Genomic DNA, 14,657 nt, shown 5'->3' with positions numbered 1-14,657 from the left:
TTCAAATCCTACTCCCGCAACCAACTTCCGCGAAAATCGCAGAACCACGCACGGCGCCGAGATCATCCGGCGCCGATTTGCGTAGCATCTCCAGTAAGTTGCCCTCGATAGTCAGGCGATGCACCTTCGCCTCATCGTCCCAATCGACCTCGATCCGGTCGACCAGCTCATGCAGTTCATCCGCCGCTCGACCGACAACGCTCTCCTCTGAGAGGCTCGCCGCCAGGTTCGCGACCATCTCCTGATAGAGCTCGGGCAGCCCCTCGGGCAGCTCGATATCCGGCGGGATGATCTCGTCGCGAGTGGCCGCGAGGCGCGTGAGGTCGGCATCGATCTTCTGGAGCTCGGCAACGAGCGACTCCGAGCCCAGCCCCTGCTTCGCCAGGGCGACCAGATTGCGCTGTTCGACCTCCAGCTGCCGCACCCGCGCGTCGTGAAGGCGCAGCGTGTCCTCCGCGGTGCCTTGCTCTGCCTTCAGCTGGTGATGCACGCGGTCCCGGAACCGTGCGTAGGCCTCGGGCTTCATCAGATCGGCCCGCAGGGCCGACAGGACCAGGGGCAGGGCGACGCTCTCCCGCAGGCCCCGGAAGCCCGTGCAGACGCTCGGGCCCTTCTCCTTGGCGTCGGCGCAGTAGTAGGTCTTGTATTTGCCGGAGCCGGCGACGGTCATCCGGCCCTTGCAGCGGTCGCAGTGGAGCAGCCCAGACAGCAGATACTTCCGGCGCCGGAGCGTCTGGCCCGATGACAGGCGGTTCCGGTCGGTTGTCGCCACCTTCGACCGCCGCTTCGTCTGCGACGCTTGGCGCGCCTTCACGGCGTCCCAGAGGTCCTGATCGACGATCCTGAGCTCCGGCACCTCGACGATATGCCACTCGCTCTCGGGGTTCAGCGTTGAGCGCTTCTTCTCGGTCTGGTGGTGCTTCGTGTAGGATAGCCGGTTCCAGATGCGGCGCCCGACATAGAGCTCGTTGTTCAGGATGCCGGTGCCGCGCGCGGCGTTGCCGTTGATCGTGTTCTGCTTCCAGTGCCCCGAAGATTTGCGCTTCGAGCCAACCGACGGTGAGGCGATCCCCTCCTCGTTGAGGCGGCTGGCGATCTTGATGGGCGAGACGCCGGCGGCGTAGTCGCGAAAGATGCTCCGCACGACCGCGGCTTCGATCTCGTCGATGGCCAGGGTGCCCTTCACCGGGGCACCGCGCTCGTCGGTGCCGGGACGGTATCCGTAGATCCGCCCTCCGCCGCTCAGGCCCTTCAGCACCTTGCCCTCGATGCCGCGGCGCACCTTGTCCGACAGCTCCTCGAGGAACATGGCGCTCATCATCGACGAGAGCCCCAGCGTGAGTGCATCCACCTTGCCGCGCCCAATCGTGTGGATCTCGACGCGCGCGGTCTTCGCAGCCTTGTAGAAGCCGGCCAGGTGTTCCTGGTCGCGGGAAATCCGGTCGAGGGACTCGGCGAGAACGATGTCGAACCTCCCCTGGTGGAGCGCGTCCGACAGGCGCGTGAAGTCCGGCCGGGTCCGGCCCGCCGTGCCGCTGACCGCGCTGTCCGAGAACCGCTCGACGATCGTCCAGCCCTGCTGCCGGGCGTGGCGCTCCGCCTGACGGAACTGGTCCTCGACCGACATCGGGTTCTGCAAGTCGGTCGAGTAGCGGGCGTAGAGCGCGACGCGGCGGGGGGCTTCGAGGGATGTGGTCATTGGCGGGTCTCCCGGGCGGCGTAGAGGCTGTCGTCATCGACCGCTTCGGCGCAGTCGGCCTCTCTTATAAGGGCGTCGAGATTGACCGTGTGCTCGGTGAAGCACAAGTCCGCCCCGTGCTGACCGCAGAACCGGGCGAAGGCCCGAAGCCGCTCGGGATCGCGCGAGAGGCGCGCCAGATCCGTTGCGACAACGGCCTGTGCCTCGCCGCCTGCGATGCGCTCCCGCAGGATCGTCAGGCCGGGGGCGTCCCGCGCCCCGCTGATGCCGTTGTCGACGACGACATCGAGGACGCGCCAGCCCCGCGCTTCGGCGTAGCCGGTGCAGAGCCTGCGCTGCTCGGCGATGGTGGCATCGTTCGTGCAGGCTGCACGCAGGTAGAGAAGGGCGGTGGTCTCGGTGGTCATGGTCGTCTCGTGGTCGGGCTGTGGCGCGCACGGCGCTGTTGAACTTTGTGTCTCAGGAGAATGAGGACATCGTATGGCCGCAATCCCGAGTAGAGTGGAAACATCGCGTCAGGCGTTGCGTCCTTTGCCTCCCGCTCCTGCGAGAGCTTGCGGACTGCGGCTTCTGCGAGAAGGTCGATCAGTCTGTCGAGCGGCATCGGCGGAGTCCTTTCCTGTTCGGGCAATGAACAACCGACATGGCGGACACCCACCCGAGTCCCCGCACACAGGTGGCCGAAAAGCGCCCGCGGGAGATCCCCGCGGGCGCGTCTCGTTCAGCGGAACAGCAGCGCGGCGTGGACGAGCAGCAGCAGGACGATGGCGGCGCGCACGATCATAAACTCGTGCCGGCGCACCCACAGGCGCGCGCGGCGGTGGCAGTCGGACATAGGGGCTCCTACAGTCAGGGTGATGGGATCGGCTTCGGCGCCGATCGCGTCATGGCGCAAAGGGGCAGGGCGGATGTGCAATCTCTATTCGTTGTCGAAGGGGCAGGCGGCGATCCGCGAGATCGCCAGCGTATGGACCGACCGCACGGGCAACCTCGCGCCGCAGCCGGCGATCTTCCCGGACCAGTCGGCGCCCGTCATCCGCATGGGCGACGAGGGCCGGGAGCTGGTGATGATGCGGTGGGGCATGCCGTCGCCCAAGGTCGCCCTGAAGAACCGCAGGACCGATCCCGGTGTCACGAACATCCGCAACCTCGGCTCAGCGCATTGGCGCCGCTGGCTCGGCCCGGAGCACCGTTGCCTCGTGCCCTTTACCAGCTTCTCCGAGTATCGCGTCGAGCCCGACAAGTCGCGAACCCCCGTCTGGTTCGCGCGCGGCGAGGATCGACCACTGACCTTCTTCGCCGGGATCTGGACTCGCTGGACGTCCGTCCGGAAGCTCAAGGAGGGCGAGGTCGAGGCCGACCTATTTGGCTTCCTCACCACCGAGGCCAACGCTGTTGTCGGCGCCGTTCACCCGAAGGCCATGCCGGTCATCCTTACAGAGCCCGAGGAATGGGAGACTTGGCTGAGCGCGCCGATCGAAGAGGCAAAGGAGCTTCAACGGCCACTTTTGGACGGGGGTATTGAGATTGTCTCAGAGGGCGCGATAAAGGAGCACTCAGGCTAATACTCGAGTGAAGTGGCTCCCGAAGCACAATGAAGAACCTAAGATGATTGGATGGCGCCGACGCTCATTTTACAATGGTTTTAGTGCATCTTTAGCGATTGTTTCAGATCTGACTTGTCGTATCAATTCCATTGTTAGCTTCTCATCAACGAGAACTTTTGCAGCCTGAGCTCTCCAAGCAAGATCACTTCCGTTCGGAAGAGTTCGCTTCAGTTCTCTCATAACTCCAAGCGCATGCACCGCCCATTTTCGGAATTCGTCTACATTCCAAAATCCGACATTAGCTAAGTGTGGGAATGCGCCGTCGTGAGCTTTTGTTACTGGAGCAACGATAATTGACATAATATCGCAGCCTTTAGCGGTTTCGACTTTCTCTTCAAGCCAAACGGGGTGGCTGGCTGCCTGCCTTGCCTTATCGGCACCAAGGGAGTCCTGTTCAGCTCCAACGTAGTCCTCGAAAACTACTCCATGACCTTCGCAAAGCCACCAAGGGTCTGGTGCAGCGTCGGTCTCACTGTTTCCGCACGAAAATCCGAGGAGACGACCCAATTCGACCTGAGCTTGCTCGAAGCGATCTTTGTCCTGTAGACCTTCCAAAATTTCCTTCTCAAGTTTGGAAAACTTGCGGTCTTGCGTTGTTCCGAGGCTAAGGAGTTTTGCTTCGATCTTTTCAACCTGAGAGCTAAGCTCTCGGTCTTCAGCGCTCAAAATTTCGTTGACCTCGTCCGGGAGAAGTAGGGAGGATGTCCACGGAAGTTCATTTGCGGCCTTAATTGCTGCTCGAAACTGATCTTTGGCAACGCCTCCTGCACTTGTATTCCCTTGGCGGCTCAAGTGCAGAGCTGCTGCTCCCGACAGGTAATGCCACAGCGCTCGATATCCACGTAATTCAGGAGACTTCAGCTGCTCCAAGACGGCTTTCGCATTCTTCAGCGCGCCGTCGTAGTCCGACGCCCACAAAGACTTCTGGTATTTGACCTCTAAGGATACCGCAGCTTCCAGCTCTTCGGATGCGGGAAAAGGTTTGCGATGCATTGATTTAGTATCGGTAACGATATCTGTTTCCACATCTCGCCAATCATCGCCGTTCTCAATGAATACATCAAAATTATCGAGGAAATCATCGAGCTCGACGTTCAGCGATTGCTCTACTCCGAACGCTAGCTCAGCTTGAAACTCTGGAAGGAGGTGGGCTCTCTTTTTCTTGTCGCTTAGATAGTCTTGCAGTTCACTTCCGGTTATGAAGATAGCAGAGTAGTCCTGCAGGCTCCTTGTGCAACGACCTATCGCTTGTAATACTCTGGTCTGAATGCGAGTGTTCAGTAAAAGCTCTGCACCCATCTTCGTTGCGATGAATCTCTCCTGCAGGTTGGCCGCTTTCGGAAGGTCTTCAACGCAAAGTAAACGACATTCGTCATTTGGGAAGTCTATCCCATCGTAGCGACCGGCCATTACAGCGACTGCTCGCTCGGATTTCACGAAAGAATCCTTTGATTCCTCGATGTCCGCGGCAGAGAAAATACTTAGATTGGGGACTTCATTAATTTCCTCTACTACTTGATTTGCAGCTTTCTTGCTTGGGGTCAATATAACCGCGCGGCCAGATTTCTCAATTAGGGAGTTTCGAAGATCGGTAATATCTTCGTCTTGCAGCGACATGCCCGGAAACATAAAGAATCTACGGCCCACGGTTTCAAGATTGTGGCCTTCCGGGGCCGCGAGACGGTAAATATTCTCGCGTCCAGTTAGTCGCTCAAGGTCTCCACCTTCCCCAAGTGTCGCGGACATGTATATCCGATGACCGGCATCCTCGAAGGCGTCCAACGTCCAAGTCGGAGGTATTAGAGGGCGGATCAAAAACCCACGATATGACATGTAGACGTGGCATGCCGGCAAGTGGTCTCGAATAAGATTCCAAGGATACCTCAGGTTGGTTTCAGCAGTGTATTCATCACAGACCTCAACGAATGCGTCATGTATCTGAGACAATACCGGCGAGGGGATTTTTTCGACCCAACCGGTGTCTGCAAACGACTTCACGTCGCCGGTTAGAATCGAATAATCAAGTCTTCCAATGTGCGGCTTGAGAATATTTGCCAGGGATTGATGTAATGCTCTATGAGCTTCCTCGGAAGCATCTATTTCTACCGACCACATGTTTCCAATATAGTTTTCAGCCGCGTGGGCGTCGTCGATGATAATTGTATCGGCGTCATGGAAGAATGGGTTTACATTAAAAACGCTCTGGTATGTGGTAACTGCGATTTTACGCCCTTGGCGGTATTCGGCGACATCGCCGGGTGCGTATTCACGTTTCTTTCCGGTGAACCCCAAGGCGTCCATTCCGTAGTGATCTCGGCACTGGCGAACTGTTTGATTTACGAGTTGACGCGTAGGGCACAGGTAAACAACGCGTTCATCAAATTTTCGGCGACGCCATTCGCCTATCGTTGCGCCAACAAGGGTTTTTCCGCTTCCCGTAGGAAGCTGCAATGCTACGTCTGGCTTTTTGAGAGCCTGCTCCATGTAAGTTTCTATAATGGTCCGCTGGTGCGGCATCTCGGTTGGGAACTTCCTCTTGGAGAAGGATCGGAATAGTTCAATTGGGTTCTCAAAAATATCTTGTCGGGCTTTGCTTCTCTTGAACGCCATCACTAATTCTCCACGGAAGATTCCCGCTGGCAACGTAGATGTCCAAGACTATCTCGGCAATAGCATGCTTGGAGTTTTCTATTGGAGCTCGGCGTTGGCTGCCCGCTTGTTTGCGGGTATCAGGCCGGACGTGACGGATCGGTGGGCAAAACCAGAGGGCTTTCTAATTCAGGAAAGTGAGACGCGCCGGCATCGTCGTAGCAGCGACGGAGCATTGGTCGCCGGCGCGCCGTCTGAGGGGTGATCCAATCCCGTCAGCAGGGCCGCAGGTGCCCTCAAGAACGGCGCCCCGTTCTGGGGCGCCGTCGGGTTCAGTCCGGATGCAGTAGCTGGAAGCTCAGTCGGATCGCTTTGGCGAAGTGAAGCGCCTCCCGAGCCGCGCTATAGAGGCCCTCCAGTGGCGGCAGTGCTGCTTGAAGAGCTTCCGCGGCCGGGCTCAGCACCTTGCGCGTGTCGAAGGCCTCCGTGCAGCCGATCAACTGTTCGCGCGGGATGGGCACCTGCTCTTCGGTCGTTCCGCTGGCGATCGCGGTGCGCATTTCGCCGAGGACGGCGTCGACATAGAAGTGCAGGTTCGGATCGATCCACTCCTCTACGTCCAACGCGACGATGAGATCGTCGATGGCGTTTCCGGCGCCGTCGGGGAGGTGTGGACGCACGCGGGTCAGCAGGTGACTTTCGATGCCCTGCATGCTTTGCAGCAGGATGCTGGTAAGCTGCACCTGCTGTTCGAACAGGGTCCGCGAGACGGCGTCGCTCATTGGCGCACCGCCTTCCTGGCGGGCGCTGCGGGTAGCGAAAGGCGCTGCCCCATGGCGCGCGGGCGCCGGAGCCCACCTCGCCTCCGCGATCGGCGGTCAGCCGCAATGTCGGCCTCAGCATGGATGCGGCCGCGCACCGCATTCATGTCCTCGAACGGAGCACCGTCCAGGCGACCCAGAACGGCAGAGCCCGTCGCTCGGCAGATGGCGAAGCCGCTATGGGTCAGCGGCACGAGGAGGCGGCGTGCTCCGACGAAGCGGGTCGGCTCATCCAGCCCGGCGGGGAGGTATTCGTCGCGGCGGCGGACGTGAATCTCGTAGCCGACGTTGGACCGCCGGCGCGAGGTCGTTCCGTAGGCGAGAAGGGCGTAGCGCTGGTTGTCTTGCGTCTCGATGTCGAGGACCAGGCAGGGCCGAGCTTTCGGCTGTCCGGTGCTGGCTTCCTCCGCGAGCGGAAAGCGGAACGAGACGATGTCTCCGTAAGACAGGTGGTCGCGCCAGACTGGCGTCATCGTGAGAGTGGTGGTGGTCGTGTCGAGCATTGTCGGCTCCTTGAAGGGTGGATGTCCGACGCGCGTGATCTGTCCCCTTTCTCCTATCGGCCGGGGCCTTCCGTCGTGCGCGTCACAAGGCGCGCGCACGGCGGAAGGGGCTGGCCCTGCTCCTCTGACCTGCGTTGTTCCCTGTCCTGTCGGGAGAGCGTCGAGAGGGTGTCCCTTTCGACCCCGTCGGGGGACGAGCGGAGATGGGTTCGGGAAGGGGTGCGGAACGCTCTTTCCGGGAGCGGGGGAGGTTCGGAGGCGAGCGCGGAGCGGCATCCTCCGGGAGCAGGGGGTGCAGGGGGAGTGGCGAACGACAACCCTGCCCTGGGTGTCCAGAGGGGCGGCGCGCTCTCTGGTCCGGCGGAAGGCCCCTGGCGGGTTCGGGAGGGCGGAGCGTCTCCCGAGCGGCGCGTCAGCGGCGCCGGGGTCCGGGGGCGTCAGCCCCCGGCGAACGACAGCTGGAACGCAGGCCCGAAGGGCCGGAGTGCCAGCTGATTAGTGAGTAAGTAGCTGGTAAGTAGCTGGGCAACCCGAACGATCTTAACAGCCCGGAATGCGTCCGCTTGCATGCCACACAACGCAAGCCGAGATCGAGGTTCCAGGCATCCATTGCACTATCTCAACCTAAAATCTGATGCCGAATAGCCCGCCATCCGGTTCATCGGTCAGAACTGTATCGAGGACGAAGTCTCTCGGGTCGAAGTGATCCGTATCCCACTCAATTTTATCAAGATCATCAGAATTCATTGCCACAATATACTGAATACCGAGATCCACACACTTTTTCTGCGCCAGCTCTAAAGCCAGCCTGATTTGCCGGCCATCAACTCCGTCAAATACATGACTGTCATGAATAACAAATCCTGGGAATCTGTCCTGACGTTGCGAAGCTTCCGCAAGAAGCCAGTCGAAGCAGAAAACTTGCATATGTGTCTTTCCGCCGCTCTTCTTTCCAACGATGTCGGTCTCGATTGACATGCCTCCGACGCCCTTCGAACGGCCGATTATTAGAGACCCTGGTTCATCATATAGATACTGAGAGGTGCTTGCGAAAATATTAAGCGCTGATCTTCTCTGGTCTTCGCGTTCAAGAACATCATCGCCAATCGCATCAATTAAATCATCGATGTCTCGCTTCAATCGTCGGCGGTCGTCGGAAACATTCCGAAAGCGCGGGATTTGCTGGCGGAGATCTGCTTGCTCCGCCTCAAGTCCGTTAAGTTCAGATTGAAGATAAGTGAGGCGCTCGATGGCTATGCCTGATCGCAACAGGCTCAGCTTCTCGGACAGCGCTCCCTGAATTCGAAGGATTTCGTTCCTTCGATCAGAAAGGCGCTGTTGCGCGAGTTGTTTTTCTCGGCGAAGATGGGAGCTTCTATTTTGCGCGACCTTGTTGTGAAACTCCTCAACTTGTTCGAGCCTTTTTCGAACTTGGTCGCCGAAAAATACCCCTGCTTGATGGTATAACGATTTTACGCCCGCGACGTTGGCATCAGCAACTTCGGATATCGCCGTATCGATGCTTTCAATTAGGTCTAAATCACTGAGGTTGGCTTCATTCAAGGATCGGATCTGCGCGGTAAGATCATTTGCTGTGGCTTCCTGCTCGCGATAGCCGTCAACAACTTGTGCAGATGCTATCTCGTCGCGCTTTCGCTCGACTTCCCGGTCCAGAAAATCAAGGCGCGCTTGCATCTTGTTGAGATCAAGCTCACCGTCACTGAGATAACCGCTCTTTATCATTTTGTAGAGGGTGTCTGCGTCTTTTTTCTGGTCCTTCTTGACTTGAAGCTGCTGAGGTAGCCGCCAATCAAAGCCCAATAGATAAGATAGGCAAACCTGGCTATCCCATCCAGATTGGGTGGAGGCGTTTAAGGTCGGGTTTGCAAAACCTCCGTTCCTCTCTTTTCGAATGAAATAAGACAGTAGCGCACCGAACTTTGGAGCGTATTTCTCAGACAATACCTCGCTGTTTAACCCGAACCACTTTTGCGCAAGCTCCTTCCGAAGATCGGATGGTGATACAAGCACGCCATCCTTTCGAGTTTCGTCTGCTGGGCCGCTCTTTCTGGAAATTTCGTATTCGTTGCCGTGATCAGAGAAGCGACACACGAAATTGCTTCCGATTAGATCAGGTTTGTGGAAATCATCTCCACCGTTACGCTTGTCTGAAAGCACAAAGTGAACCAGCTCTATGAAGCTAGTTTTTCCGGTTCCATTTCGTGTGTCACGATCACCCGATTTCTTATGCCGCTCCGCCAGCAAAATATTGAGCCCCGGCCCGAAGCGTAGGGGTTTGAATGTTTCCAGGTCGCTCGAAACTTCTGTGATCATTGATTCATCTTTTTCAGAAGGCCAGCTTCATAGCGGATAGCTTGCAAAGAGAACAGAAAGTCGAGTGAAAGCAAAAACCAGTCAAAGTGAATCGTGGGAAGCTCGTTATCTCGACGTGAGTTTTGGAGGTCCCGAAATAGCGTCGAAACAGTTTTTTCTCTTTCCAGAAGCGCCAGAACTTCCGCACCAACTCCAATTAGCGCGTTCTCCGTCTTTATATGTTTCGTCGGCATCAACATAGTGCGTCTTCAGGTGGATTCTCGAAGATATCGCATGCGTCAAAGTAGTAGTATATTATCACGTAGGCAGCTGCGGTGTTGGGTGGATCTTCAAGCGGCCCTCGCACAAAAGCCAATAAACCTCCGAGAATTTCGTCTGCTGTGTAGCCAAAGTCCCTTAACTCAAGATATTTTGACTGAATCTCAGACTGAATGATAGAGGCATTTCCGGGATTGCTCATATTTTCAAGGAAGCGATCGACGATTCCAATGTTGGGAGCCGCCCTGTTTAGGTCGAATTTTGCGTCTGGGCTTAGCTCATTGTGATCGAGTTTCTTCTCATTGGGGATTTCACCAAAGGACAACACGCCGATCGCGGTCGATTTTTCTCCGATGATCCGCTTCAGAAGTGGTCTCACGTTTTCCATGGAGACAGTTCTGAAATTAAGGCGAGCGCTGGGGTATACATCGAGCATTTGGTTCATGCTCAGTTTATCATGGAGTTCGTCTTTTAGAAAACGACGCGACGCCGTGTCAATTTCAATATGAGGATATTCTTCGCGGAGTTTTTCCAGTTCGTCACTGAGCTTCGTCGGAATGCCGCCGTCGTTGTTGTGGATCAGCACCCATCTTTTCATTTTGGGCCAGTAACTGAGAACGTCCGGGAAGGAGTCATTTACCTTTCCGACTGCATTCTTGGAAAACGTAGAGGCTGACTCCGGCGCATAACACTGATAGATGGTTTCTGTAGGCCGATGCCGTCCGTCGCTTTTTTTATCCCCGTGTTGTCCGCCTGCTTTTATCGTTTCAAAATCCGTGCCCCAAGCACAGTGAGCGAGTTCGGCGAACCAATCTTCGAATCTGGTCTGATTGCAGGTGTCAAACATACGGTCGAAATACTCATCGAAGTCGGATTTGTGCATGTGGGCCGCAATTTAGAAAGGATACCATTCTGGTTGTGGCGACTTAACACGCATTGGCATTCACGCGCTATCGTTTTCTTGGCCGCATTGGGTATGTAGTTGCGAGAAAACCAGCTTGAATAGCCGTCTTGTGGCTGGTGTTCTAACCTGAGGTCGATCTCCGTCTCAAGTCTTAGGTATACACGTCGGGCTGACGGAGCGTGCTTATGCCGCAAACGCGAAGGGGCATGAAGGTCTGCTGTTCAACGCGTTCGCTACTGGTTCATCGCTGATCGACCGAACTCCTGAGCTCTTGTGCTCAGGAGATCACCGATGGACGGTTCAAACATCAAGACAGACTACCCCGTGGTGCTGCGGTTCGAGGGGCTCTACCCTCATCAGCTCGGCGGCTACGAGGCCCACCGCCTGCGAAAGGGTGGGGACCTCGGACATGTCGATCGATCTCGGACAAAGCTGAACGGCCCGCCACTCATCGGGCCCGAAGACTGGGCGGCTCGGGCGCTCGCCGAGATCCGCGAGATGGCGGCGGAGAACTTCGCGGCCGAGGTCGCCTCGCTGGAGAAGCGCAACCGCAAGAAGGACATCGAGCGACGTTTCGTCGAGGGGCCGAAGCAGCCGTGGCGTCCGACCCGGCACGGGCCGATGCGCGAGGTCATCCTCACGGTCAACAAGGACTGGTTCGATGCCGATCTGTCGAAGTTCTTCGGGGAAGCCGAAAACCAGCGTGAAAAGGAGTTCGGCGCCCTTGCGAAGCAGTGGCTGATCGAGAATTTCGGTGACGATGTCATCCATGCCCGCGCCGACCGGGATGAAGCCGCATTCCACATCCATGCTGTGATCATGCCCCGGGCGACGGTCGAGATCGCGAAGCCGAAAGCGAAGGTGCCGACGGCCACGGCGACGCGCCGGATGCTGCAACCCTCGATTCATCCGCTCATCGAGAACTACGAGGCGGCGCAGGACAGCGTTGGCGAGTGGTTCGCGTCTCTCGGCCTCGTGCGTGGTGAACGGCGGGCGGCAGCGATCAAGGAGGCCCGCGCGAACGGGCAGACACCGCCGAAGCGCCGTTATCACGCCAAGACTTGGAAATGGCGCGTAGAGGAAGAGCTTCGCCTCAAGGCGGAGGCCGAAACGCTGGAGACGGACAAGGCCGCGCTGGACGAGCGCTCGGCGCACGTGACGGAGCGCGAGAACGAGGCAGAGACGGTGCTCGCCGTGGCCGAAGGAGTAGCGTCGGGTGCGTTCGTCGCGAGCGAGGGCGAGGATGAGCCGGGCTTGATCGAGGCCCCGACCGCAAGGCCGGCGGAGACGCCCTTGGAGGATCTTCGGCGACGGTCGCCGACGGGGTTCGCCCGCGCCACGGGCGTGTTCGGGCGCGCGTGGGGGCGCTTGTTCGGACAGGCGCGAGCGAAAGCCGAAGCCGAGGCCGATTCCCGAGTAGCCAATGCCATGGAGCAGATCGAACGCGCCGATGCGATGGTCGCTGAGGCTACGCGTCACCTGCCGTCCCGGACGCGGTTGCTGATTGGTGAGATCCGCCAGACGATCCCGGCGATACTCCGCAAGCTGGAGCGATCTGGGAAGGGGCTTTCCGGTAGTTCGGAGAACGTTCGGCCGCAGCGCGATGAACCCGGAGACGAAGAAAAGTTCTGATCGCATTCAGTGGCTTGCGAGGAATCGGCGAGAAAGTTTGCTCAGCCTACGAGTCGGGCGGATCGAAGAGAGCAATGTGATGGCCAGCGCCGAACGGCGCCCCTTCAACCGGACCTCCGCGGAGGCCACCAGATCGACAAAGGACCCACGATGACCAAGTTCCTCAACCCCGACCTCGCCGCCTCGAAATCCTCGCGCAAGAAGCGCCAGCAGGTCGACGCCGCGCCCGACACCCCTGCTACCGAGCGCGCTCTTGCGACCCTCCGCCGGTCGTTGAACAAGCAGGTGAAGAAGGCGGACAATGAGGAGCGCCTACGAGCCAAGGCGATCGCCGACACGATGCCCGAGTTCATCGCCGCGATGGACGAGGAGGTGCTGACGCCATTCTTCTTCAGCCTGGAGCGGCTGGCTACCGCGGCGAACCGCCGTCGCATCGCCTCTCATCCGCTGCGTCCGGAGGCCGTGGATGAGATGCTCGAAGACGCGGAAGCGGATGATGAGCGGATCGCCGAGCAGGAGCGCAAGGCCGCCGAAGCCGCCGAGCACGGTGCCAAGACCGCCAAGGCTACTCCGCAAGAAGCGCCTGAGGACGCATCGGCGTCCTGATGCAGCTCAGCCGGGCAGGGGGCTCCGCGGCGCGCCGCCTCCCGGCTCAACGCGATACCGGCGCGAAGATCGTTGTTTTCGCCAAAGTCCAAACCGCTCTCCCGCAACCATCGTTTCCGACCAAGCCCTCGCCATCCGCGGGGGCTCGGTCGTATCCGCTCCTCCCAATGCAAGAATACCCGTCACTTCCCCGCTGAGCGCGATCCGGTGGCCATCGGGCGCGTTCGCTGCTGGAACGGACCTGAGACCCGACTTTCCTCCGGCCTTACGGAGAGTCCGCCGATTCATAACTGGCGCTACGCGGCACGTATTGCCAAGTCGTTCTTTGCCACGAACTCGGCTGACGGGATGTTCCCGAGCCCCGAGTGCGGGCGGTGATGGTTGTAGTCCTCTTGCCAGGCCTGGATTTGCTGACGGGCGTCGGTGAGCGACGAGAACAGCGTGTCGTTGAGCAGTTCGTCGCGGAACCGGCCGTTGAAGCTCTCGACGAAGCCGTTCTGCATGGGCTTGCCTGGCGCGATGTAGTGCCAGTCGACGCCGGCGCTCTGGCACCATGCCAAGACGGCCATCGAGGTGAGCTCGGTGCCATTGTCGGACGCCACCCTGGCAGGAGGCCGCCGCCGGGCGATCAGGGCCTCCAGCTCCCGGACAACCCATGGTCCGGAGAGGGAGGGCGAGCCTTGTCCGCCATTGGTCCGAGGACAATGGCGAGTGCGATCAGTGCCAGGCACTCCCGGCTGTAATCCTCGACCACCGCCAAGACCCGGAAGCGCCGCCCGTCGGTCAGCGCATCGCTGACGAAGTCCAGGCTCCAGTGCATGTTCGGTGCCTCCGGCACCAGCATCGGCCGCCGCGTTCCCAGGGCGCGCTTGCGCCCACCCCGGCGGCGCACCTGAAGCTTCTCCTCGCGGTAGAGCCGCCGGAGCTTCTTCAGGTTCATCACGATCCCCTGGCGCTCGAGCATCACGTATAGCCGAACCGCCGCCGCTCGGCTGCCACCGCCTTCATCGCGTTCCTCGTCTCGGCATCGTCCGGCCGCACGCCACGATAGCGCACGCTGGAGCGATCCACGGCCAAGACCCTGCACGCCCGGCGCTGGCTCACCCCGTGGACCTCCACGACATGCGCCACCGCCTCCCGCTTCACACCGGGCGCTACCATTTTTTGCAGCAACATCCTTCAGGATCGTCCCTCGGCAAATCGATCCTCTGGATCGATTCGTCTCCCTCGGGGCTGTCGAGCATGGCTTCGGCGAGCAGCTTCGTGAGCTTGCCGTTCTCCTCTTCGAGCGCCTTCAGCCGCCGCGCCTCCGACACCTCCAGCCCGCCATAGCGCGCCTTCCACTTGTAGAACGTAGCGCTGCTGACCCCGTGCTTCCGGCACACGTCGGCCCTCGACATCCCGGCCTCCTGCTCCCCGATGATCTGCTCTTCGCTGAACCTTGATCGCTTCATTGTCCGTCTCCTTGTTGGAGCGGACTCTACCTCAAACGGGAGGAGGAAACGGGGCTCTGGTCAATACCAGTTTCACGCATTTATCGCAACAAAGCCAAGAAGCACGACCCACCCGGCCTCAGTCCCCGATGCCCACATCGCCCGACCCGGTCGCGGCCGATCCGCCGCAGGAGATTGCGTCGCCCACCCTTCCGGCGGGCTTGCCGTTGACGAAGACCGTCGCCGATCCGCCGGACAGGCTGCGCGGGTG

Annotated in this window: 12 protein-coding genes and 1 pseudogene; 3 read left to right on the top strand and 10 right to left on the bottom strand. The window is 59.3% G+C overall.

What is annotated here, in order from left to right; genetic code table 11:
• Position 1: 1 nt before the first annotated feature.
• The gene (locus EKE94_RS18320; protein ID WP_127908083.1) at positions 2-1,699 is read right to left on the bottom strand and encodes a recombinase family protein; all 1,698 of its coding nucleotides are present in this window, start codon (positions 1,697-1,699) and stop codon (positions 2-4) included.
• On the bottom strand, positions 1,696-2,106 hold the full coding sequence (locus EKE94_RS18315) for a recombinase family protein (protein ID WP_127908082.1): 411 nt from the start codon (positions 2,104-2,106) through the stop codon (positions 1,696-1,698). The genes EKE94_RS18320 and EKE94_RS18315 overlap by 4 nt, the downstream gene beginning before the upstream one ends.
• Positions 2,107-2,607: 501 nt before the next feature.
• On the opposite strand from EKE94_RS18315, the gene EKE94_RS18310 reads away from it, so the two are divergent.
• Positions 2,608-3,264, top strand: a complete 657-nt coding sequence (locus tag EKE94_RS18310; protein ID WP_127908081.1) for an SOS response-associated peptidase — start codon at positions 2,608-2,610, stop codon at positions 3,262-3,264.
• A 69-nt stretch (positions 3,265-3,333) separates the two neighbouring features.
• Here the strand turns inward: EKE94_RS18310 and EKE94_RS18305 are convergent, their stop codons facing one another.
• The 6 genes from EKE94_RS18305 to EKE94_RS18280 form a co-directional block, all read right to left on the bottom strand.
• A complete protein-coding gene (locus EKE94_RS18305) occupies positions 3,334-5,916 on the bottom strand; it encodes a DEAD/DEAH box helicase (protein ID WP_127908080.1) in 2,583 nt (860 codons plus the stop codon).
• Between the two features lie 311 nt (positions 5,917-6,227).
• Positions 6,228-6,677: a hypothetical protein gene (locus EKE94_RS18300; protein WP_127908079.1), complete on the bottom strand. Its 450-nt coding sequence runs from the start codon at positions 6,675-6,677 to the stop codon at positions 6,228-6,230.
• The gene (locus EKE94_RS18295; RefSeq protein ID WP_127908078.1) at positions 6,674-7,219 is read right to left on the bottom strand and encodes a hypothetical protein; all 546 of its coding nucleotides are present in this window, start codon (positions 7,217-7,219) and stop codon (positions 6,674-6,676) included. The genes EKE94_RS18300 and EKE94_RS18295 overlap by 4 nt, the downstream gene beginning before the upstream one ends.
• A gap of 624 nt (positions 7,220-7,843) precedes the next feature.
• Entirely contained in the window at positions 7,844-9,553 is a 1,710-nt protein-coding gene (locus tag EKE94_RS19010) for a DUF2326 domain-containing protein (RefSeq protein WP_127908077.1), read from the bottom strand.
• Positions 9,550-9,792, bottom strand: coding sequence for an ABC-three component system middle component 6 (locus tag EKE94_RS18285; protein WP_127908076.1), 243 nt, complete (start codon positions 9,790-9,792; stop codon positions 9,550-9,552). The genes EKE94_RS19010 and EKE94_RS18285 overlap by 4 nt, the downstream gene beginning before the upstream one ends.
• Positions 9,786-10,694 carry an ABC-three component system protein gene (locus tag EKE94_RS18280; protein WP_127908075.1) on the bottom strand — a complete coding sequence of 303 codons (909 nt, stop codon included), beginning with the start codon at positions 10,692-10,694 and terminating at the stop codon, positions 9,786-9,788. The genes EKE94_RS18285 and EKE94_RS18280 overlap by 7 nt, the downstream gene beginning before the upstream one ends.
• Positions 10,695-11,006: 312 nt before the next feature.
• On the opposite strand from EKE94_RS18280, the gene EKE94_RS18275 reads away from it, so the two are divergent.
• On the top strand, positions 11,007-12,347 hold the full coding sequence (locus EKE94_RS18275; protein ID WP_127908074.1) for a plasmid recombination protein: 1,341 nt from the start codon (positions 11,007-11,009) through the stop codon (positions 12,345-12,347).
• Positions 12,348-12,497: 150 nt separating this feature from the next.
• A complete protein-coding gene (locus tag EKE94_RS18270) occupies positions 12,498-12,953 on the top strand; it encodes a hypothetical protein (protein ID WP_127908073.1) in 456 nt (151 codons plus the stop codon).
• 296 nt (positions 12,954-13,249) lie between these two features.
• On the opposite strand, the pseudogene EKE94_RS19005 reads toward EKE94_RS18270, so the two are convergent.
• Together EKE94_RS19005 and EKE94_RS18260 are read right to left on the bottom strand one after the other, a co-directional pair.
• Positions 13,250-14,407, bottom strand: a pseudogene (locus EKE94_RS19005) (IS3 family transposase).
• A gap of 118 nt (positions 14,408-14,525) precedes the next feature.
• The gene (locus EKE94_RS18260) at positions 14,526-14,645 is read right to left on the bottom strand and encodes a PAAR domain-containing protein (protein WP_235856104.1); all 120 of its coding nucleotides are present in this window, start codon (positions 14,643-14,645) and stop codon (positions 14,526-14,528) included.
• Positions 14,646-14,657: the final 12 nt, after the last annotated feature.

Source organism: Mesobaculum littorinae, from assembly GCF_004011175.1.
Classification (GTDB): Bacteria; Pseudomonadota; Alphaproteobacteria; order Rhodobacterales; family Rhodobacteraceae; genus Tranquillimonas; species Tranquillimonas littorinae.
This window is presented reverse-complemented; position numbering and strand designations above follow the sequence as displayed.